The sequence below is a fragment of the Anaerosphaera aminiphila DSM 21120 genome (assembly GCF_900129925.1).
GTDB classification, from domain to species: Bacteria; Bacillota; Clostridia; order Tissierellales; family Peptoniphilaceae; genus Anaerosphaera; species Anaerosphaera aminiphila.
Window position 1 is genome coordinate 49,246 of sequence record NZ_FQXI01000012.1, and the last position, 21,903, is coordinate 71,148.

The 21,903-nt window shown below is 30.4% G+C and carries 26 protein-coding genes and 1 tRNA gene; 15 read left to right on the forward strand and 12 right to left on the reverse strand.

The window, feature by feature from the left end; genetic code table 11:
- Window positions 1-125 precede the first annotated feature (125 nt).
- A complete protein-coding gene (locus tag BUB47_RS07735) occupies window positions 126-1,442 on the reverse strand; it encodes an aspartate kinase (protein ID WP_073185155.1) in 1,317 nt (438 codons plus the stop codon).
- A gap of 148 nt (window positions 1,443-1,590) precedes the next feature.
- Between BUB47_RS07735 and BUB47_RS07740 the strand changes: the two genes are divergently transcribed.
- Window positions 1,591-2,262: a GntR family transcriptional regulator gene (locus BUB47_RS07740; RefSeq protein WP_073185156.1), complete on the forward strand. Its 672-nt coding sequence runs from the start codon at window positions 1,591-1,593 to the stop codon at window positions 2,260-2,262.
- Between the two features lie 71 nt (window positions 2,263-2,333).
- Window positions 2,334-2,409, forward strand: a tRNA-Lys gene (locus BUB47_RS07745).
- A 94-nt stretch (window positions 2,410-2,503) separates the two neighbouring features.
- Here the strand turns inward: BUB47_RS07745 and BUB47_RS10015 are convergent.
- The 3 genes from BUB47_RS10015 to BUB47_RS10020 form a co-directional block, all read right to left on the reverse strand.
- The gene (locus BUB47_RS10015; RefSeq protein WP_159430545.1) at window positions 2,504-2,644 is read right to left on the reverse strand and encodes a hypothetical protein; all 141 of its coding nucleotides are present in this window, start codon (window positions 2,642-2,644) and stop codon (window positions 2,504-2,506) included.
- Window positions 2,631-2,810, reverse strand: coding sequence for a hypothetical protein (locus BUB47_RS07750; protein ID WP_073185157.1), 180 nt, complete (start codon window positions 2,808-2,810; stop codon window positions 2,631-2,633). The genes BUB47_RS10015 and BUB47_RS07750 overlap by 14 nt, the downstream gene beginning before the upstream one ends.
- Before the next feature lie 106 nt (window positions 2,811-2,916).
- Window positions 2,917-3,072 (reverse strand): hypothetical protein, encoded by a 156-nt coding sequence (locus tag BUB47_RS10020; RefSeq protein ID WP_159430546.1) that lies wholly within the window; start codon window positions 3,070-3,072, stop codon window positions 2,917-2,919.
- A gap of 151 nt (window positions 3,073-3,223) precedes the next feature.
- Here BUB47_RS10020 and BUB47_RS07755 point away from each other — a divergent pair, with 151 nt between their 5' ends.
- On the forward strand, window positions 3,224-3,919 hold the full coding sequence (locus BUB47_RS07755) for a CPBP family glutamic-type intramembrane protease (protein ID WP_073185158.1): 696 nt from the start codon (window positions 3,224-3,226) through the stop codon (window positions 3,917-3,919).
- A gap of 203 nt (window positions 3,920-4,122) precedes the next feature.
- On the opposite strand, the gene BUB47_RS07760 is transcribed toward BUB47_RS07755, so the two are convergent.
- Window positions 4,123-4,743 carry a DUF456 domain-containing protein gene (locus tag BUB47_RS07760; protein WP_073185159.1) on the reverse strand — a complete coding sequence of 207 codons (621 nt, stop codon included), beginning with the start codon at window positions 4,741-4,743 and terminating at the stop codon, window positions 4,123-4,125.
- A 634-nt stretch (window positions 4,744-5,377) separates the two neighbouring features.
- On the reverse strand, window positions 5,378-6,976 hold the full coding sequence (locus BUB47_RS07765) for an ABC-F family ATP-binding cassette domain-containing protein (RefSeq protein ID WP_073185160.1): 1,599 nt from the start codon (window positions 6,974-6,976) through the stop codon (window positions 5,378-5,380).
- Window positions 6,977-7,091: 115 nt separating this feature from the next.
- On the opposite strand from BUB47_RS07765, the gene BUB47_RS07770 reads away from it, so the two are divergent.
- Together BUB47_RS07770 and BUB47_RS07775 are read left to right on the forward strand one after the other, a co-directional pair.
- Window positions 7,092-9,095: a YcdB/YcdC domain-containing protein gene (locus BUB47_RS07770; protein ID WP_073185161.1), complete on the forward strand. Its 2,004-nt coding sequence runs from the start codon at window positions 7,092-7,094 to the stop codon at window positions 9,093-9,095.
- A 134-nt stretch (window positions 9,096-9,229) separates the two neighbouring features.
- Window positions 9,230-9,694 carry a RidA family protein gene (locus BUB47_RS07775; RefSeq protein ID WP_083529155.1) on the forward strand — a complete coding sequence of 155 codons (465 nt, stop codon included), beginning with the start codon at window positions 9,230-9,232 and terminating at the stop codon, window positions 9,692-9,694.
- Window positions 9,695-9,758: 64 nt separating this feature from the next.
- Here the strand turns inward: BUB47_RS07775 and BUB47_RS07780 are convergent, their stop codons facing one another.
- Window positions 9,759-11,327, reverse strand: a complete 1,569-nt coding sequence (locus BUB47_RS07780; protein WP_073185163.1) for a DUF975 family protein — start codon at window positions 11,325-11,327, stop codon at window positions 9,759-9,761.
- Between the two features lie 259 nt (window positions 11,328-11,586).
- Here BUB47_RS07780 and BUB47_RS07785 point away from each other — a divergent pair, with 259 nt between their 5' ends.
- Entirely contained in the window at window positions 11,587-11,919 is a 333-nt protein-coding gene (locus tag BUB47_RS07785; protein ID WP_073185164.1) for a YhdT family protein, read from the forward strand.
- A complete protein-coding gene (panF, locus tag BUB47_RS07790; RefSeq protein ID WP_073185165.1) occupies window positions 11,916-13,442 on the forward strand; it encodes a sodium/pantothenate symporter in 1,527 nt (508 codons plus the stop codon). The genes BUB47_RS07785 and panF overlap by 4 nt, the downstream gene beginning before the upstream one ends.
- A gap of 63 nt (window positions 13,443-13,505) precedes the next feature.
- On the opposite strand, the gene BUB47_RS07795 is transcribed toward panF, so the two are convergent.
- From BUB47_RS07795 to BUB47_RS07810, 4 genes are all read right to left on the reverse strand, one after another.
- Window positions 13,506-13,790, reverse strand: a complete 285-nt coding sequence (locus tag BUB47_RS07795) for a DUF4491 family protein (protein WP_073185166.1) — start codon at window positions 13,788-13,790, stop codon at window positions 13,506-13,508.
- A 68-nt stretch (window positions 13,791-13,858) separates the two neighbouring features.
- Complete coding sequence (locus tag BUB47_RS07800; protein ID WP_073185167.1) at window positions 13,859-14,083, reverse strand: hypothetical protein; 225 nt, start codon at window positions 14,081-14,083, stop codon at window positions 13,859-13,861.
- 247 nt (window positions 14,084-14,330) lie between these two features.
- Window positions 14,331-15,146, reverse strand: coding sequence for an NAD(P)-dependent oxidoreductase (locus tag BUB47_RS07805; protein ID WP_083529157.1), 816 nt, complete (start codon window positions 15,144-15,146; stop codon window positions 14,331-14,333).
- Window positions 15,147-15,157: 11 nt separating this feature from the next.
- Window positions 15,158-15,940 carry an aspartate dehydrogenase domain-containing protein gene (locus BUB47_RS07810; protein WP_073185168.1) on the reverse strand — a complete coding sequence of 261 codons (783 nt, stop codon included), beginning with the start codon at window positions 15,938-15,940 and terminating at the stop codon, window positions 15,158-15,160.
- Between the two features lie 159 nt (window positions 15,941-16,099).
- Here BUB47_RS07810 and BUB47_RS07815 point away from each other — a divergent pair, with 159 nt between their 5' ends.
- The 7 genes from BUB47_RS07815 (at window position 16,100) to BUB47_RS07845 (ending at window position 19,910) form a co-directional block, all read left to right on the forward strand.
- Window positions 16,100-16,582, forward strand: coding sequence for a pyridoxamine 5'-phosphate oxidase family protein (locus BUB47_RS07815; protein WP_073185169.1), 483 nt, complete (start codon window positions 16,100-16,102; stop codon window positions 16,580-16,582).
- 160 nt (window positions 16,583-16,742) lie between these two features.
- A complete protein-coding gene (locus tag BUB47_RS07820) occupies window positions 16,743-17,123 on the forward strand; it encodes a hypothetical protein (protein WP_073185170.1) in 381 nt (126 codons plus the stop codon).
- A 135-nt stretch (window positions 17,124-17,258) separates the two neighbouring features.
- A complete protein-coding gene (locus BUB47_RS07825; RefSeq protein WP_073185171.1) occupies window positions 17,259-18,410 on the forward strand; it encodes a TraB/GumN family protein in 1,152 nt (383 codons plus the stop codon).
- A 41-nt stretch (window positions 18,411-18,451) separates the two neighbouring features.
- Complete coding sequence (locus tag BUB47_RS07830) at window positions 18,452-18,907, forward strand: aminoacyl-tRNA deacylase (protein ID WP_073185172.1); 456 nt, start codon at window positions 18,452-18,454, stop codon at window positions 18,905-18,907.
- A 125-nt stretch (window positions 18,908-19,032) separates the two neighbouring features.
- Window positions 19,033-19,434, forward strand: coding sequence for a DUF6483 family protein (locus BUB47_RS07835; RefSeq protein ID WP_083529159.1), 402 nt, complete (start codon window positions 19,033-19,035; stop codon window positions 19,432-19,434).
- Window positions 19,435-19,453: 19 nt separating this feature from the next.
- On the forward strand, window positions 19,454-19,711 hold the full coding sequence (locus BUB47_RS07840; protein WP_073185174.1) for a hypothetical protein: 258 nt from the start codon (window positions 19,454-19,456) through the stop codon (window positions 19,709-19,711).
- Between the two features lie 4 nt (window positions 19,712-19,715).
- Window positions 19,716-19,910 carry a hypothetical protein gene (locus tag BUB47_RS07845; protein WP_073185175.1) on the forward strand — a complete coding sequence of 65 codons (195 nt, stop codon included), beginning with the start codon at window positions 19,716-19,718 and terminating at the stop codon, window positions 19,908-19,910.
- 399 nt (window positions 19,911-20,309) lie between these two features.
- Here BUB47_RS07845 and BUB47_RS07850 read toward each other — a convergent pair whose 3' ends face one another.
- On the reverse strand, window positions 20,310-20,552 hold the full coding sequence (locus BUB47_RS07850) for a hypothetical protein (RefSeq protein WP_073185176.1): 243 nt from the start codon (window positions 20,550-20,552) through the stop codon (window positions 20,310-20,312).
- Window positions 20,553-20,978: 426 nt separating this feature from the next.
- Between BUB47_RS07850 and BUB47_RS10025 the strand changes: the two genes are divergently transcribed.
- Window positions 20,979-21,734, forward strand: coding sequence for a copper amine oxidase N-terminal domain-containing protein (locus BUB47_RS10025; protein WP_073185177.1), 756 nt, complete (start codon window positions 20,979-20,981; stop codon window positions 21,732-21,734).
- Window positions 21,735-21,903 lie beyond the last annotated feature (169 nt).

The window sequence follows — 21,903 nt, forward strand, 5'->3', positions numbered from 1 at the left end:
AAGAAAGGCTTGATTAACAATAATCAAACCTCTCTATAAATACTATTAGTTAAATGCAGGAACTACTAAATTTAATCTTATCCTTTAAATAAATGTAAAACTTAAATTAATTAAAACTAATAATATTATCCTAAAAATGCATTGTATATACTTTTTATTGCTTTTTCGTAGTCTTTTTCACTTACGCCCACAATTATGTTTAATTCACTTGAACCTTGAATTATCATTCTAATATTTACACCCGCATCAGCCAAAGCTTTAAATAACTTCGCTGAAACTCCTATATGTTTTCTCATTCCTCTGCCTACCACAGTTATAAGGGCTATGCCAGATTCAATAGTTATCTTATCCGGATGGCAGAAAGTCTTTATTTCACCAATTAATGTATCTTGAATACCCGCTAAATATTTATCAGACACAATTAGAGAAATAGAATCTATAGAAGTTGGCATGTGCTCAAGCGTAATTCCATTTACCTCTAATACACTCATAAGTTTTCTGTGAAAACTTCTATCTGCATTCATCTGCACTTTTTCAATATTTATTACAGAGAAGTGTTTTTTTCCTGTAACTCCTGTTATTTCTCCACTTGGCACTTCATCAGCACTAGGTAATATTAAAGTGCCTTGGTCATCCGGTTTAAATGTATTTTTAATTTCTATTGGAATACCTGCAGCTGTAACCGGAATTATAGCCTCTTCATGTAGTACAGAAGCTCCCGCATAGGACAATTCCCTTAATTCTCTATAAGTAATTACCTTTATTTCCTTTGCATCTTTTACTATTCTTGGGTCAGCTGATAAAAACCCTGACACATCTGTCCAATTTTCATATAAATCCGTCTTTACGCCTCTTGAGATTATTGAGCCTGTCAAATCTCCTCCGCCTCTTGAAAATGTCTTTATATTTCCAGCTGAATTTTGTCCATAAAAGCCCGGTATTACTGCTGATTTATGTTCTTTTGCCATTTTACCTATGGCCTTATAAGAACGTTCTTCATCAAATTGACCCTCTTTGTCAAAAAATATTAAATCTTTTGCGTCAACAAAGTCATACTCTAAAAGTTCAGCTAAAATAATTGCGTTTAAATATTCTCCCCTACTGGCTATATAATCTTTGCTCTTTAAATTTACAAAGTCAGCTCTAATTTGGTCAAAGTGTTTTTCCAAGTCAATCTCAAGCCCACACCCCGTTGCAATTTCTCTATATTTATCAAATACTTTTTCCAGCGTATCTGAAAAAGTAATGTTGTGATTTGCTAAATCATAACTTAAATACAGTAAATCTGTAACTTTCGTGTCGTCACTATTGGACTTTCCCGGCGCAGATGCAACTACGTACCTTCTCTGCTCTTCATTTGACTTAATAATATCTCTTACTTTTAAGAAGTGTTTACTATTGGCAAGAGATGTCCCACCAAATTTTGAAACTATAACTTTCATTTTATCCCTCCAACATCTTTCCACTATTCTACACATCTTTAAGCACAAGGTCAATATTATAAATATAAAATTGCTATCTTAAAAAATCTAGTTTATTATATAGTAGTAGGATTGAATTAATAGAAGAAATATTTAGAGGTGATTTATTATGAGTAATCAAACGACTAAAAAATCCTTGTCTAATATAGTGTATGAAGATTTAAAGGCTAAAATTTTAAACAATAACTTACTTCCAGGCAATAAGCTTATTGAAATAGATATTGCAAAGGATTTAAATGTTTCAAGAACACCTGTTAGAGAAGCGCTTTCAAAGTTGTCAAAAGAAAATTTAGTGGAAAGCCATCCTAGGAAGTCCTATATAGTATCAAAATTTTCCTTAAAAGATGCTAGGGAACTTTACGACGTAAGAGCTGCATTAGAACCACTTGCAGTAAAAGAAATCTGTGAAGAGGGAATAACCAAACGCACTGAAGACTTAGAATTAATAGCACTGGAAATGCAGTCCAATCTTAAACAAAAAAATATTACTTCAATTAAGACAAATGTAATAGATTGGAACTTAAAACTTATTGAACTCACAAAAAATAAGTTTCTAAGAGAAATTATGTCACTTATAAATTCAAAACTGTATAGATTTACAAGTTTTATTGTAAATGATGAAGAAAATCTGTTTGAAATTTGTTCCTCAATAAAAATTATATTTGATAATATAAAAGCTCAAGACTGTGAAAAAGCTTATAATTCAAGCTTAAAATACGTCTCTAGTATCTATCCAATGCTGGAGAAAAAAAGTAACTATAAAATGTTTAAAAATTATTAATTTAAATTTTTAAATTAAATCTATTGACGAATCTAAAAAATATCTGTATAATTGGTTATTGTCAGTAGATTGCACCTTTAGCTCAGATGGTAGAGCAACTGACTCTTAATCAGTGGGCCCAGGGTTCGAGTCCCTGAAGGTGCACCATTTTTAAAACCGTTGGAACAAAACGTTCTAACGGTTTTTCTTTGTTTGAAATATTTTTTAATTATTAAAAACAAACACTTAGTAAACAAGTTTCTTATACATTTCCCTTTTTGTTTTTCCCAAGATATACTAAAATAAGGTTTGCAAAATTTATAAATGTAGCGATTGAAATTCCTATAAAAGTAAAAATTTGAATAATTTCAAAATATGTAGAAGTTCTTTTATTCTTTCTCAATTTTCTCATCCCCTTTTTTATCTAAAAGTATTCTTTTGTTATTACACCTATCTTCAACTAATAATACAAGCGTACAAAAACTAAATATTGCCGATTTAATTATTGCCCCTAGGGTCAAGATCTGCAATATTTTTTGAAATGTAGGCTTATTTTGACATTTTTTCATAATCAACCTCCCAGAAGTTTATTTGTCGTGTTTATACCCTCACCTAAGTATTTAAACCTATATTTTAGCAATTCCACTATTATTGTTTTATTTTAAATATCACTTTTTATTCTAAAAAAGCTATCATATTTAATAACATTGTCACAACCACTAAAATTATAGTACAAAATAAAAATGTACCAACTGTATCGTAAAATGCAGAAACATTTTCTTTAAGTGCTAATTTATAAAAATATTCAACTCCAAACATAATACTTAACAAAACATTGCCTCCATAATTTTATCTTATTTAAGATACAACAATATATTGCTATCTTAATTTTACTCTTAATAAAATATAAACATCCATTAGTATGATATAATATTTAAAGTTTAAAATTTATAATGTTTTAAGAAAGGAAATTTTAATAAATATGTTTAAAGATAAAAAAATGATTTTCATATACTCTACTACTGGTTTAACTTTAGTTACAATACTTTTACAAATTTTAGCTTATTTTAGCACAGCTTTTGTAAAAGTAAATGGACTTGTAACCACACTTCTACTGTTTATAATTGCACCAATTACTTTTTTTATAATAGCTTCTATGTTAAAAAAAGAACCTAAAGTTCAAATTAAATTGTGGAAAAAAATAGCTATATTATTAGTTTTTACTATAGTCTACTTTATAGTAGTTATAGTGCTAACTCATTTTGTAAACTCCTTTAATCCAACTACCACTAATCCAATAGTCAAGGGGATTCAAAATAACTCGGTTTTTATAAGAACTATTATAGTACTGGCTTGGTCTATGTTTGCAGAAGAAGCTGTAAAACTTTCACTTTTATTTGTAGTGCTAAAAGATTATAAATACAGCACGCAAAATAGAAGCAGATATTGGGTATCTTGGATTGTAGTTTCAATTTTATTCGGTTTACTACACCTTCAAACTTACAACTACAATATTATTCAGTGCTTAATTTTAATAGGCCTTCCTACAATGATGTTTGGTTATCTTTGGAAAAAGACTGCTAGTCCATATATGACTTGGGGTGCCCACTATCTTTTTGACGTATTGGCAATTTCCATAGCTAAATTTGCTACAGCACTAATATTTTTAAATATGTAATGTAAAAGTCCAAGGCAAATGCCAAGGACTTTTTTATTTATAAATATTTAAATCTACTATTTTTCTAAAAAATTTATTACCTTTAATTCCTATATTAAAAATAATATAATCTTCTAGCTTTCTATTATTACACAGGCTAATTATAAAGCTGTCCTATAATTTAAAAAACAAGCCTAATTATATAGGCTTGTAAGTAATTATTTTTATTTTGTATCATCTATAATCTTTTCACGAAGTTCTTCTGCTTTTTCATTCCACTCTTCTAATTTTTCTTCTTTTCTCTCTCTTTTTCTCTCTTTTCTCATTTTAGACTTAGCTTCTCTTCTCAATTCAGTTTCTGTTTTTTTAGCTAATTCCATTTCTTCTAAAATAGAACCCTCAGTACAACGCATAATTTTTTCAGTTCCATAATTTGCAAAGAAAGAGTCCAGTTCAGAGTTATCTTCTTCTTTGGCAATTAAAATTAGTGCAATGTATTGGTCTTTTAATTCACTTGCCACTTGCTCTATAATTCCAGATTGCTCATCTAATTCGTTTTTATCTGAAACTTCTCCAAGTACCATTCCTATTCCTGTTCCCAGTAACATTCCAACAGGACCACCTAAAATCCCTACTAAGGCGCCCATTATCCCACCATCAATCCACAAATTATCATTTTCATCTACTGTCCAACCATCTTTAACTACTAATGATCCTCTAACATTTTTTACAAGTCCTGCCTGTAGTACTTCCGATATTCCCGAGCGATTTTTTAATTCTGACAACACTTCATAACTTGTCTTTTCATCTTTATAAACTACTACTAATACATTTTTACTAATCACAAATATCACTCCCGTTTAAAACACAACGTAGATAAACTTTATCTACATATATTTATTACCCAAGTTTATAGACAATAAGTGGCATTTGAAATATATATTTACTGTTAACAATCTATAGGAACTTTGAGACCTAACAGAAATCTTTGATTTCGTTGTAGGTCCAATGTCAGGTTTTCCCAAGAGAACAAAGTTCGATTGGATGAAAACTACGGCAGAGACCTAACATAACAATCTATAGGAACTTTAGTTCCGTTATAGATTTTATGTACGAATTTCCCAAGAGAACGTAGTTCGATTGGTTGAAATTTACTACCAATCTTTGATTTCATTGTAGGTCCAATATCAGGTTTTCCCAAGACTGAAAGGCTTGGTTGAAAATTGCAACTCCCTTAGCCAAATTTTATGCAAGAATTCTCCACGAGCGATAGCAGGTTAATAGAATTTACCGCGAGTTTTATTAGCTAAATTAAAATTTTGATAAAACTTCAAGCAGACTGTTGTTGCCAATCGCTAAAGCTCTTGGACAACAGGTTGCATGAGTTTTATTGACTAAATTAAAATTTTGATAAAACTTCAAAAAAGAGTAGAAATATTTCTATTTCCACTCTAAAAGTTTATTTCCTGATATCTATTTTTATTTTTCTTCTACAACAAATTTTTCAATATAGTCTTCATAGTTCATAGATACATCTCTATAAGTTCCGTCGTCAAAGAACTCAATTATTCTATTTGCAACTGAAGATACAAATTGGTGATCCAGAGATGTAAATAGTATATTTCCCTTAAAGCTCATAAGACCATTATTTACAGCTTCAATACTTTCAAGGTCCAAATGATTAGTAGGTTGGTCAAATGTCAGCATATTAACAGGGCTAATCATCATTTTAGAAAACATCATTCTAACCCTCTCTCCCCCTGAGAGCACATTTGCCTTTTTCAGTACTTCATCTCCTGAAAATAACATCTTACCCAAAAATCCCCTTAGGAAAATTTCTGATTGTTCTTCAGAGTACTGTCTCATCCAGTCTATTAAGTTATAGTCTATACCGTCAAAAAATTCTCCGTTGTCCTTTGGGAAATAGTCATGAGTTATAGTCTGACCCCACTTATATTCTCCGGTATAGTTGTCGTCTTTTCCGTTTATTATTTCAAAGAACTTTGTAATTGCAATTTCACTACCTATAAATCCAATTTTATCATCTTTGTTTACTCTAAAGGTCAAGTTGTCTATGATTTTTCCATTTTCAGAGTCCACTGTAAGTCCCTCTACATTTAAAATTTCATTTCCAACTTCTCTAGATAAATTAAATCCAACGAAAGGATATCTTCTGGAAGATGGTCTAATGTCATCTAATGTAATTTTATCCAGAAGTTTTTTTCTACTTGTCGCTTGTTTAGATTTAGATTTATTTGCAGAGAACCTTTGAACAAATTCTTGAAGTTCTTTAATTTTATCTTCTTTCTTTTTGTTTTGATCCTTTGCCATTCTCATAGCAAGTTGTGAAGACTCATACCAAAAGTCGTAGTTACCCACAAACATAGTTATCTTTCCGAAGTCTATATCCACCATGTGAGTACAAACTTCATTTAAAAAATATCTATCGTGAGAAACTATAATTACTATTCCCTCAAAGTCCGCTAAAAAATCCTGTAACCAGAGAATAGCTCTTAAATCAATACCGTTAGTAGGCTCATCTAGTAACAAAATGTCAGGATTTCCAAAGAGAGCTTGGGCTAGTAGCACCTTTACTTTATCTGACTCTATTAATTCACTCATCTTTTTATCGTGTAAACTTGTAGGTATTCCCAGTCCCTGTAATAGAGTAGAAGCCTCTGATTCAGCTTCATATCCTCCCTTTTCGGCAAATTCCGCCTCAAGTTCAGCCGCTTTCATTCCATCTTCATCGGAAAAGTCGGGTTTCATATATATTTCATCTTTTTCTTTCCCAATTTTATATAGCTCTTCATTTCCCATTATTACAGTATCTATTACTACTTCATCTTCAAATGCATAGTGATCCTGACTTAGTTTACTCATTCTTGAATTTTTATCTATTGATATATTTCCACCAGATGGATCTTTTTCTCCTGATAGTATTTTTAAAAATGTACTCTTTCCAGCTCCATTTGCACCTATTATCCCGTAACAATTTCCAGGATTAAATGTCAAGTTTACATCGTCAAATAATTTTTTATCCGGAAACAACACACTTAAATTATTTACATTAATCATTTTTTCACTCTCCAATTTCTTTGGTAATTATAGCATATTCAATATAAAAAAGGGTACAAATTATAATAGTATATTCCAATAATTTAAAAACAAAAACTAAATAAGAGGTGATATTGTGAAAAAGCTAGCACTGTTGTTTTCTTTTGTTATTCTGTTAGTAACTCCACTTCAAACTTTTGCATCCCAACAGGTCACTAAAGATTCCATTAACGAAAAAGAAGTTTTAAGATTAAAAGAGATGTTTGAAATTTCCGATGAGTATAAAAACTTTGATTTTTCCACATCTACAAACCCACAAGGTGCAAAATTTTATTCCTACACTTGGAGTAATAAAAATGATAGCCTATACATTAGTGTAGATAAAGATGGAAATATAATTTCATATTCCAACTACATAATGGATGAAACGGAACCTATACTCTTAAAAAACAAAGCTGATATTGAAAGTGTAATAAAAACTTTTGTTGACAATATAGATGAAAACATATTAAAAAATTATAAACTTGGACAGTACAACATCGATATTAGAAATGGATATGCCAGCTTTAACTACAATAGATATGTAAATGACATATTAGTTTTAAATGACTCAATTAGTGTATCTGTTGACTTGAGAAGCAAAAAAGTAAACGACTACAATAAATCTTACGCTTCTTCCATATTTAAAGACGGCAGCTTCCCCAAAAAATCTGATGCAATATCACCGGATAAGGCAAGAGAAGTTTTAAATAGTAAAGAACCCTTTGTGCTTTCTTATAAAGTAGTTGATGAATACACCAATCCAAAGACAATTGCTGTTTATTCTCAAATTTCAAATCACAAAGCTATTGATGCACTAAGCGGCAAATTAATTGAAGATGACATCTACAATATTCCATCCGGAAAATGGGGAATGGGTGGAGATATTTCTGTTATGGACGAGAAGACAGACTCTGCAACCTTAACCGATGTAGAAAAAGCAGAACTTGATACAGTTAAGGGCTTGGCAAGTACAGAAGATACAAAAAAGGAAGTTGAATCAAAGTTAAATATATCCGGCTCAACTTTTAAATCTATAGATTTAAGAAAGTACAATAACTCTATTTACTCATATGACTTGCTCTATTCAAGTGATGAGTCAAGTGAAACCAGAGTTGGCGTTGATGCTAAAACTCTTGAGATTTTAAATTACAATTCCTATAGTCCGTCGGATACACGTAAAAGTGTAGAACTACCTAGAGAAGAGGCAACTAAAATTGCAGAAGACTTAACTAAAAAACTAAGCAAGAAACTGGACTATTTAGATTTGAAAAATCCAATAATCAATTCTGACGAATACTCAACTTATGTTCAATTTCCAAGAATAGAAAATTCTTACCACGTTCTGGGAAACGGAGTAAATATTACAATTAACAACTCCACTAAAAAAGTTGAAAACTACTATGTTAACTTTTCAGACGTTAAATTTGAACCGATTTCAAAGGGAATTGGAGCTGAAAAAGCCCTTGACACAGCTATTAAATTTTCTGAGTTTAAAGAGTACTATGCCTATGTAAAAGACGAGCCAAAGTTGCTATTTACCTTTAAAGACAATATTGCACCTATAATTAGTGCAAGTGACGGAACTCTTTTAAACGAGCTGGGTACAAGCATTACAGAAGATTCTATAGCATATGAAAATATTGAAAAATCTAAATACAAAGATGAGATAAACTATCTTTTAACTTTAAATATTGGAGTGCCAAATGTTAAAGACTTAAATCAAAAAATAAAAGTAAGCGACTATATTTATTTGTTAAATTCTATTTCCGGACCAATGCCCTATGAAATAGAGACTATTAAATCTCTAATTCAATACAATCAATATGAGTTGTTAAAAGAAGAAGATATGGATAAGAATACTACAAATAAACTTGCCATTAGATGGGCACTGAATTTTGAGCGCTACTTTAAACTAAATGATGCCAAAGACGTATTTGACAAGTCTGTATTTTCAGACCAAGCCAGTATTGCAAAAGAAGACAGAGCTTATTTTTATCTGGCTTATTCTCTGTCAATTTATGATGGCAAAAGCGCAAGTCCCGACAGTGAAATAACTTACGAAGAAGCACTTCACATAATTTATAATATATTAAATTAAAACTTAAATTACGCCGACCTTTAATATTAGACTAATATCTAATAAATAGAAGGTCGGTTTTTTAATTGTAAAACTCCTGTATCTATAATATGATTACCTATACAAGACTTAAACACACAGAAAGGAGTGCAATTATGAACGTATATGAAAAATTAAAGCAGCTAAATATAAATATCCCTGCCCCTCCTCCAAAACTTGGAATCTATTCATCTGTTACTTTTTTTGGAGACAAACTACTATATCTATCAGGCTGTGGCCCCGATGTAAATAGTATTTCTCCATATCTTGGAAAAGTTGGTGCTGAGCTAACTATAGAAGAGGGATGTGAGTCTTCAAAACTTTGTGCGATTAATATGATCTCCAAACTTGATGAAGCTCTTGGTGACTTAAATAAAATTAAAAAATTTGTAAAACTAACTTGCTTTGTAGCCAGTGACACAGAATTTTTTAACCAACCTAAAATTGCAGATGGAGCATCCTCATTTTTAATAGATGTATTTGGAGAGGAAGTTGCACTAGCATCTCGTTCTGCAGTGGGAGTAAGTGTACTTCCGGGAAATATTCCCGTTGAAATAGAAGCTCTAATAGAATTAAAATAAACTAAACACCCTTTATATTTTTAAGGGTGTTTTTAAATTTACTTATTTAATTTAATTTTATATTTTAGCTACTTTTGTCCTTAGAACTGGAAATTCCCTTTCCCGTGTTAGGATTGTTAAAGCTATGAGTTAAGTCAAAGATAAATAGTGAAATTAATATTACACAAATACCTTTCTTTGCCTTCATTGGAATATAATTTTCCGCCTCATCTATAATTGGAGCTATAAAGTAAATAATTAAAAATCCTCCAACTGCAAAAAATAACAATCCCTCAAGACAAACTCTTCCATTTATGTTGAAAAACACATTGCTATAGTCCCACCAAGAAGCATTAAACAACTTTTCCAACATCCAAGAAGTGAAATATTCTAAAATTCCACAGAGCACAACTGCACTTGGAAATAACACAAGAGGTTTCTCCACAAAGGGTTTCAAGAGTATTAACATCAACAATGCGCCTGTTCCATATATTGGCAGCCAAGGTCCTAGCAGAGTTCCCCTGTTTACAAATTCTCCCGACTGCAATAGATGTAAAAAAACTTCCCATATCCATCCAATAAAAGAAACTGCAAAAAATATAAATATATATGAAACTACACTGTACTTTCTATCGTAGTCTAATTTTAACCAATCTCTTCTGTGCTTTTCTGCAATTGTACCAAGTTCTATTGGATAATTTTTTACAGTGTCTGATGGAGGATTCGTCAAGTACTTGTCATTTAAGTATTCACTATAAATAGTTTTATTTTCTATTGCCTCTTCACGTAAATGAAAGTAAAGTTCTGAATAAGTTGCACCTATTAACGGGTTTAAATATAAATATCTCACAACTCCAAATGTAAATATTGACAATATATGCCACAATACAAAAGACGCATCTAATTTAAAAGCATTCCACTTATTTCCCTTCATCATTTCACCTGATAATTTAAAAGCCTCACTTCTAGAAATTTCAGGGTTTTCTGCAAGTATGTAAGGTATCATTCTATATGAGTAGTACTTTATAAATCCACCTGCAACAGTTAAAAACCACAAAACATTACATACATATCTACAAAACATTATATATGCCACATTAAGCGTCTTATCTACTCTATATACAAATAAAATTCTGTCAATTTTCGTTTCACTATAACACTTGTTTTCAATTAAAAACCTACATTGCCCCACAATTAATATATTTTGCACAAACAGCCAAAATCCCAGCATTAGAAGTGTTGCAATTCCCATAATAGTACTATTTAAAAACTTGTTTTGAAATATACTTTGATTAATCGTATTTAAAAATCCAACTAAAAAAGACTTTGATGCTCCTGAGTTGTTAATTATAGTTGCAAAAACTCCCTCAGTTGCATTTTTTAAATTAAATTTAGTATCAATCTTTTCAATAACTTCTCCCTCTTCAGTAAAAATTGTCTCAACGCCTGCACTGTCTAAAATATTTAGTACACTATTTACTATTGAAGGTGTTTTTATTTTACTGGTCTCCTGCCTCAATTTAAAGTTAAACTTTGAAGAATTATATCCTCCTGCAATTGTTGCAACTACAAGACAAACTATAATAAATTGAATGTAATTTCTCTTTATAGTACTTTTTGCATTTCTCTTTAAATCTCTTCTGTTCCACTTCACATCAATTTACTCCTTTAAATTTTCTATGTCATATAATTCTATACTAAATAGCGTAGTCCTTGCAACTCTATATAAAGCTAAAATAATACGAAATTTAATTACTATACACTTTAATTTTAAAATTATAAATATAATTGTAGACAAGTTAAAAACATATAGCTTATACTTTTTATAAAGATTTTATAAGTATGGTTGACTATTCCAATTATCTGTTTTATTCTGGGATTATATTGTTTTTCAAAGAGAGGTGCAGTAAAAGATGAGTAAAGAAAATGTTAAATTAAACAAACTTGGTTTTGAAGAAGATCCAAGGTATGCACAGTGTAACAAAGAGGCAATTATAGGAATTTTACTAGGTGCTTTTAACTTTCTATGGTGGTACCTATGGGGTTTTGGACTTGGTGATAGAGACGTTGAAGAATACTCTTATATATTCGGCCTTCCAGATTGGTTCTTTATGAGTTGTGTTGTAGGAGCAATTGTAATATTTATTATAGTTCTTTTGGTAATTAAATTTGCACTTAAACACATGAGCTTGGAAGCTCTGTCAGAAGAAGAACTAGAAGCCTATAGGGAGGAGCAATCCAAATGAATAAACTTAATTTATGGGTTTTGCTACCTATAGCTATTTACTTTTGTCTTGTATTTTTTGTAGGAGTTATAGCTTCTAAAATGATTGCCAAGTCAAAGGCGAAAGATGCCTCAGGAAATGCTTTAAGTGACTATCTCACAGGTGGACGTGACTTAGGAGGATTTGTACTTGCGCTTACTTTAGTTTCTACTTACTTAAGTGCCGGAAGTTTTATAGGAGGACCGGGTGTTGCATTTACTGAAGGTTTTTCTTGGATATTTCTCGCCATGGCACAAATGCCCACCGGATACTTTGCATTTCTAATACTTGGTAAGAGATTTGCCATAGTATCTCGTAAAGTTCATGCCAACACAATTAACGACTTCTTAAGAGCAAGGTATCAAAGCGATGTGCTAGTACTACTTACCTCTATTGGAATTACAGCTTTTATGATAGCTGCAATTTCAGCACAGTGGATAGGCGCTGCTAGACTCCTTCAAGGTTCAATAGGACTGGACTATAGAACAGCTCTAGCTATATTTGCAATTATCGTCGTAGTATATACTACTCTAGGTGGATTTAGAGGAGTTGTCTACACAGATATACTTCAAGGAGCAGTTATGCTCACTGGAACATTTCTATTACTATATGGTGTTTTAAAGGCAACCGGTGGAATAGCGCCGGCTGTACAACAAATTAAAGAAATAAATCCCGCTCTTCTTACCCCATATGGCACCGGAGCAAATAATTTGACAAAAATTTATTTGTGTTCCTTCTGGATACTTGTAGGTTTTGCAATTGTGGGAATTCCAAATGTAGCTTCTCGTGCTATGGCCTATAAGGACACTAAAAGTTTAAATAAAGGCATAATATACGGCATGGCTATTTCACTAATACTGCTTATGGGAATGCACCTTGTTGGTGTAATGGGAATACCTGTACTTAAAAATTTAGGATTAACTCCTGAAAGTGGTGACCTTGTTATTCCACTACTTGCAACAGAGCTGTTTCCACAAGTGCTGACAGGAGTTGTAATATCAGGTCCTCTTGCTGCAATAATGGGTACAGTTGCTGCACAACTACTTGTTGCCAACGGCTCAATAGTAAATGACTTACTTAGCAATTACGTAATGAAAGATTTAAAGACAAATACTAAAAAAGCTAAAAAAGTAAGTTTATTTGTGTCTATAGTTATTGGAGTTGTAGTTTTCTTAATAGCACTTGACCCACCTGAGCTAATGGTTTGGTTAAACTTATTCTCAAGCGGTGGTGTAATTTGTACATTCATCTGGCCAATAGTACTTGGACTGTATTGGAAACGTGGCAACGCAAAAGGAGCTATAGCATCAGTTTTAACCGGAGTTGGAAGTTATATTGCATTTAATATAATGGGAATGCGCCCACTTGGAATGCACGCCGTTGTACTTCCGCTTATAATTTCATTTGTAGTTTACATTGTAGTTTCACTTGCTACACCTGCACCTTCTCTTGATATCATTAAAAATCTATGGGGTGTTTACAAAGAAGAAAAGGAAATTGCATAAAATCTATATAAGCTTTTAAAAAGGCATAGGTTAAATTTAACCTATGCCCTTTTTATTATTGTTTTATTTTTTTTTTGGATTTTTGGGAAACCAGCCCTTTCGAACTCGCTCTCGCTGTTCAAAAAGTTCTAATATACTCCAAAAACTTGAAAATCCAACTACACTTACTATTGCCGACCAAAAAATATCCTCTATATAAAGTCCAAGTGCCACACAAACAATCCCAACTAGGGCAAATACAGGCCAAATTTTAACTCCAAAGTAATACTCCGACTTTATTACTATTGGATGAAAAATTCCAATTATTCCAAAAGTTATAAGTCCAATAAGAACTCCCTTCAAGTCCATTCCCCCTATCATACTATTTATTTTATATCTATACCCTCTAAAATTTTTACAATATGTAGAGCTTCCTATTACTTCTCTATATTGTCCTCATCTTTTAAGAAAAATAATTCTCCAATTGACAAAATAGATACTAAATTTAATATTATTGAAAACATAGTCTTTATACAATATATTACGAAATAAGAGAAATTTATTTTCTTTTTCCTTAAATAAATATTTAATTGTCCCACTACTATTAATGAAATAACAAAAACACATATGCTGATTATTTCTATAATTTCTGTGTTTCCCATAGGTGTTTAAATACCTCTTAAAATAAATAGTATAGTTCTCTGTTTATTTATTATATCATTTACTACCTTAATTATTAAATATTAGATATTTATAACCATAGATAAATATTTTAATTGAAAGAGCAAAAAACAGACCTAAATAAAAAGATCTGTTTTATAATTTTAAGTTTTAATTGTCCTTTAAAAACTCTTCTATGTTTTCCAAAACTTTTTCACTTAATCTGTCAAAAGCTTGTTTTGTTCTACCTTAAGATGTCCCCATACAATTTACATGTGGATTATTTAAAAGCCTGTCATCTCCCAAAGCTCCCTCCGAATCGCAAAAAAATTCATTATCTCCACTTTCCAGCCACTTTTTTAAAGCACTTACATCGTGTGAGGGACCTATAGATGTGTTAAACATGATTTTCCCATTTCCAAATATTTTAAACTCTTCTTCATTTATTAAAATCACATTTTTATTAAGGCAAGTTATCATCACGTCTACTTTCGAAAGTAGTTCATTTAAAGGCAGGTATTTTATTCCCTTTTCTTCTTCCTCTGATTTTCTGGTTCTGCTAAAGTAATATAAATCTGCTCCCATTGCCATAAGTCCTCTTGAAATCATAGCACCGGTAGTTCCCAGTCCAACAACTCCGACTTTTAAATCTGTAAGCTCAAGAGGTAGTTCTTTCCACTGTTTATTGCCAAATCCGTGAAGGTATCTTATAAGTTCGCTTAGTACATATTCTACAACGCCTTCGTCTCCATAGTCTCTAATTCCCGTTACTGCTATGCCCTTTTTATTTGCTGTTAATATATCTACATTGGCACTTTCAGGTGAATATAAACTGCAACACATTCCAATATATTTAATATTTGAACTCTTTTCTAAAACTTCTCTTCCAATACTGCTGGTATAACTAAGTAAAACTCCATCAGCATCTCCAATTCTCTCTATTATTTCAGCATCATCTCTTGGCATGTCCTCATATAGTACAACTTCATCTGCATAGCTGTGCAGTTTTTCTTCTGCGGACTTTACCAAACTTATAGGCTCTATTGCAACGATTTTTTTAAACATATGCCCTCCTCTTAAAATACAACAGGTGAAACTATATTTCTAAGAACTGCAACTACACTCCACCCTGCAATTTTACTGGTCTTTGAATAAATATTTATATCCGTACTAACTTCTTCACCTTGAATTTCTATTTTAAATTCATCTCCCACAAAATCTTCCACTACATCTATGTTCATTTTAGTATTTTCAGGTCCGGCACTTGCCAGAGCTGTTGCCACTGCCACATTTACATGAGTTGGTAAGATTTTAATAGCTTCTTTTGTAGTACCGCTAAAAACTTCTTTTTTCCCTTTTACATTTAACAAGTCCTCTTCGTAAAGAGGTGTATTTTTTAGTGACTTCGCAGATTTTTGACTACCTATTGATGCAGTAATTGGACTCATTAAAGCAGCTGTGCGTAGCACGTCAAAACCCCCAACAGCTCCACTTGCTATATAAATTTTCTTTTCATTTTCTCTAGCTACACCCTTCATTTGCTCATAGAAATCACTATCTGCAAAAGCTCCTATTGAAAGCACTACAAAATTTGAACCACCTTTTAAAATTTTCTCACCATAGTTTTTTACGGACTCAACTGACGCAGCTTCAGCAGTGTAATCCGGATTTAAAGATAGTAGTTCTTCAATGCTACTACAAGCTTTGCAATTGTACTTTTTTGCAAAAGCTTCCGTTTTTTCAAAATTTCTTCCCAGTACACCCACAAGTTCGTATTCAGGTAAATATCTATCTAAAGCACCAGCAACTATTTCACTTAAATAACCGCAACCCACTAATGCCAATTTTAATTTTTTCATAAAACTCCTCCACTTTAATTTATATATTATAGTATATCATTAAAATTGTTTTTTATAGATACTAAATTTTAATTTAGTACTTTACTGATTTTGGAATATATTCTTAAAATAAATGTGCTATAATATTTAATAAATTAATATATTTAAAGGAGAATTTATATGTTTAGAGAAATGCGTCGTAAGAAACAAATCTTATCAATTGAGAAGATCATTGAAATATTAAATCGTAGAACATCTGGAGTTTTAGCAACTTCAGGAGATGATAATTACCCTTATGCAGTTCCACTTAGCTATGCTTATTGCAACAACAAAATTATTTTCCACTGCGCCAAAACAGGTCATAAAATAGATGCTATAAATAGAAATGAAAGAGTTTCTTTTTGTGTCATTGACAAAGACACTATAGTTCCGGAAGAATATACAACCTATTTTAAAAGTGTAATTGCCTTTGGAAGAGCACGTATTTTAAAAGATGAAAATGAAAAGAGAAAGTCACTTGAAATTTTAGCTAGAAAATATTCTCCCAACTATAGAGAAGGCTACCTTAAAGAAATTGAAGATACTCTTTTAAATGTATGTGTAGTAGAAATTGAAATTGAACACCTCAGTGGAAAAGAAGCTATTGAACTTGTAAATAGTTAAAACTAAAATAAAAACTTTTAAACTTAAGTCATTGTAAAGGAAATACAATCCCTAATATATTGCTAAGCTTTACTTAAACTATGTATAACCTTTTAGTTTATAGAATATTTGCCTTAAATTTAATGCTATACTTAAATTTAAATTAACTAAGAGGTGTATTATGAAAACAAAATTTGGAACAGTTGAATTTTTTGGTTTTTTAGGATTGGCAATTTGGGCACTTGTAGTACTACTTAGGCCACTACATATTTCCGACAATAGTATTTTTATGTTTTTTCTTGGCATTCTTCCCAACTTAGGTGCACCTTGGGGTCTTACTATGTTTTTAAAGTGGTTTGTTCAGTTTTTTAAGAAGAGCTATAGTTATAAAATCCACTTGGCTATATGCGCCCTTGTATTTATTTTAGTTTTAACTTCTGAAATAGTATTTGATATATTTTTTGGAAGTTCTTTTGACTGTGCGGACATGGTTGTTACCCTATTGGGACAACTAACTATATTTACAGTTCCCATAATTAAAAAATACCAATCTATTTTATAGTATTAGTTTATTAGTTTAATTTAAAATTTGTGTAACAGATAAATTGAGAATATAATTATTGCATACTTTAAAGTTTTATCTTTAAAATATATAAATTTTGTAAATATAAATATATTTAGAAAGGTGGAATTTAAAATGATTAAATACAAATCAAAACTACTAGCAGTCTTAACATTAATTACCTCACTACTCCTCACAAGTTGTTCAAATGAAAATGAGGTTAAAAACTACATAGCCAGTGTTGACACCACTTACTTAAATAGTCAGCTTGTTGATGAAACTGAAAACTTTAACAAGTACAACATTTATATGGTTGGAGAAACTCATGGTACAGTTGGAACTTTTATTACAGAATTTGAATTGGCTAAATACTTCAATCAATATCAAAATGTAAATGATCTATTAATAGAAACAGGATACTGTAGTGGAGCTCTATTGAACGAATACATACACACCGGAAATGAAAAACTTTTAAACATTGTAATGAAAAGCACAAAGGGAACTTTTGCATATTCTAATGAAAGTGCAAATTTTTATAAATCTCTCTATAAATTAAATAAAACTCTTCCCGAAAATAAGAAAATAAACCTACATGGAGTAGATGTGGAACATGTTTATAACGAGGCGGGATTATATTATCTATCAACTTTAATTCCCAGTGATACCAATATTCCCAAAGAAATTAGTACATATATAACGCAGCTTAATTCCACTTTAGACAGAGAAAAGGGAAAAGTATTTATTGAAAATTTAAATAAAAATATTAAAAAGTATAACACTCAATATAAAGAATTACTTGGTGAATCCTACCCTGAGTTTATGGCTTCACTAGATAATATAAATCAAGCCATAGATTTTTATAAAGATCATAATTTTGATATACGTGAACAGTACTTTACTAAAAATGTTCTTGAGAAATACGAAAGTATAAACAAAAAATGTCTTGCTATTTTTGGCGGGGAACATACTGTTCTGTCAGAATCAAATAATATAGGTATAGGAAAAGTTGGCAAAATCTTAGCTGAAAAATATGGAACTGACAGTGGTGGCGTAGCTTCAATATCACTGGAATATTATAGAAGCCACAATAGAAAATCTGAGGAAAGAGCCAAACACTTAAATAGCGCTTCAGGTATACCATTAGCTAAAAAAACTGAAAAAGATATTTCCCTCTTTAAACTAAATTTAAAAGACGAAGATAAAGCTATACAAACCCTTGCCAAAGGACAACAATATGCAATATTAATAAAAAATAGTCCTGCCACAACACCATATAGCGAAAAATAATAAAATAAATATAAAATTTTTTATTAACTTCGGAGGTAAAAATGCCAGATATTGAAAATTTAAATATATACCTAACTGATAAACATGCTGATTTTAAAATTATAAAACACAAAAACCCCATCCTCAGTCTGCAAGATGCAAAACAGTACTTTGATATAGATAAATCCGCTCCTGTACTAATCTTAGAAAGTGAAAGTAAACTTTTATCACTTATTACAACTTCAACAGAGAGAATTGATTTTAAAAAACTAAATATATATCTAAACTTATCTAAACTAAAATTTGCAGATAAAACTATTGTTGAAGAAAATACAGGTTATAAAATTGGTTCTATTCCACTAGTAGGATTAAACTTGCCCTGTATTTTTGATGAGCGACTATTAAAGTATGACTACATTTTTGGAGGTACTGGAAATGAGCTGTATACTTTAAAAATTAACCCTAAAGATGTAAAAAAACTTAACAATGTTATTTATACTATTAACGCTGATTATTAATATATTTTAACCACATCATCCTAATCTTTTATAAAACTAAAGTGATTCATAGTTTTTATTTTTAAATTCTAAATTAAAATGATATACTTGTTTAAATACAGATAATTTTAAGGAGGATGTTTAAAGTGGGCTATGAACAAGACTGGATAATGCGACAAGTTCATTCAATTGTTTCATTTATTATATATTTAATGATAGGGAAAAAACCAAATGAAGATATGCTACAAAACTTTGAAAAAACTACCTTTTCCTCAAACACCCTCTATTCAAATTTAAAAGATTTAATATCACAGGGAAAAATTGACGAAGCTGAAAATAAACTCTTTGACTCTATTGACACTGATTTAAGTGACAAAAATGCTTTTTATGCAGGAATTTTATTTTACTCTGAAATAAATAACTTAAGCAATGAAAAGCTAAGAGAATATAATTTCCCAAGAGAAGAAATACTAAGGGGATTAAAAGAAATTTGTTCAATATATGGATTTGAATTAGGCGCTCTTGATATAGATAATTATAATAAATAGTTTTTATAGGAGGTAAAATATGGAAAATAAAAGTACTTCAAGTAAACTCGTAGATATTTCAACTTTGTTATTTAGTATAATTTCAGTTATATCTTTTAGTTTAGAATTAATATTTCACAGAGGTAGAATCTTTTTAGAGATAGGTTGGATTACATTTGCAATATTCCAACTAATACTTAATGCTTCTATTTATTTTAATACCAAAAAGCGCCTTGCACTGACAATTACTTGGATATTTATTCTTTTGTTGGAGTTGTTCTTTTTAATTTGGAGGTAACTTAATGAATAAATATTTAACTGCCTTTCTTGTTTATAGTGTATTGTCTGCAATACTTTTAATTATTATAGACTTTGCTAATCAATATTTTGGAATTAATCCTAACCACTTTGTTCGCTTTGTTGAGCTATTAATTTCAATGTCTGCTATTAATTTAGTTATTATTTTTATTAAAAAATATAGTTCAAAAAATGTCTAGCTTAATTTATAGTACATTCTATATTCTGGTAAACTTATTAATTATTTAAGGGGAAAACATGAGAAAAAGCATGTCAAATTTTTATTTATAATTCAAATAATTTTTATTGTAATATTTACAGTAGATATTATAGCTACATATTTTTTAAATTCTACATATGTTTTTGCCATGGCTTCTTTAGAAAGTGATGCCACTGTATTTAATGGGATAGGATATAGTTTCCTACCGGCCTGAAACTAATTTAAATACAACAATTCCCCCTCCAACTCTACATTTTAATTACTTAGCTCTCATAGCAATATTTCTTTTAGACATTATATTAATCATAGTAAGTGTGCTTAAAAAATATAAAACAAAAACTCCTTAGTTAATTCACATTTTACTAGGGAGTTAAATTATTTACTTATTATATAACTTCATAAATTCACTACAACTAATTAAAAATAAAAACATAGAGATTGCCCCTACAAGTAAACTTAGTGGCATATTAAAATATTGGAATATATTCATAGTCCCGGAGTGAAAGGCAATAAACCACCCCATAGCAGTCAAAATTAAAACTTTGCTCTCTTTTTTCTTATGTAGAGAATACAAACTATGGATAAATATTCCCAATCCTATAATTATTCTACCTAGATCCATGCTTAACACCTCTTTTATTTACACAAATCCATACTTCTTAAATGAATATTATCACTTTAAATTATTTATGTCAAAATTTTTTAGGTTAAGTAATATTTATAGATTTATGTGTTTTATTTGTTATAATTTCCTCTTTAATTACTTCTCTAATAATATCTTTTATTGTACTTTTAAAAGGTTCTTCTTTTATAAGGTTGTTTACAGCAGATTTTACTTTGAACCATATAATTAAAAGGTTTATTAGAAAAGCAAACACACAATATAATTCTCATAATTTAATGCTCCTATAAGGCTATTTTAAACTATATTATAATATAGTATTAACTATTTGTAATTTCAATACATCTCTTCTCTCAATTGCTTTTTCCCAATGCCTTATATATACTCTATGTATTACTTACAGTACATAGAAAAGGAGAATTTATTATGAAAAAGAAATTTATAAGCCTGTCTCTTATATTAATGATGTTAATTTCACTAGTTCCCAACACCTCAAAAGCTACACAGCCAATTAAAATTATAATTGACGGCAAAGAAATCAGCTCTGATGTAGAAGCTTATATTAAAAATGGAACTACAATGGTTCCTATTAGAGCTATTGGCGAAACTCTTGGAGCTACAGTTTCTTTTAAGAGAGAAGCCGGCGCCCATTCTGATGAAGAAGACCATATAACTCTTGAATTTCCTGATGGGAGACTTATAGATATATCTGCTTTCGGAATATTTTCAGATGGTATCAATTTCAGCCGAGATTTTGACTATAACTACAATATTAAAAACAACAGGACTTTTGTACCCTTGAGAGCTATTGGATATGCACTTCACATGAATGTAAACTGGGATTCCACTAACAACACAGTCAAACTATCTACAAAAGAAAATCCTACCACACTTCCAATATACTTTACCACTAGCAAACACGATATGTTGCCTCACAGAATGCCAGATGGGAGTCAATATTTAGAAGAATACTTTATCAAGGCTAAAGATTTTGTACTTGTGTATTCAAATAATCACTATATATTAAAAGACAAGGATATGACTTTAGGAGAATACTTTAAATATACACATTCCAATTCTAATTCTTACAATAAAGAAGAGTCAGAATCTAATTTATATCACAATAATTTGTTTTATATTGACAGAGAAGGCACAAAAATCATAGGTTATACAGGTGGTTAATTAGCTCTTTTAATCAAAGAAGTTTTAATTTTAAATAACTAATTATAAAACACTAAAAAAGGTAGATACTTAAAAAAGTACCTACCTTTATATTTTTAAAATTAATCAAGAAGTTTTGAAACTACTCCTGATGCAACTGTTCTTCCGCCTTCTCTTATAGCAAATCTTA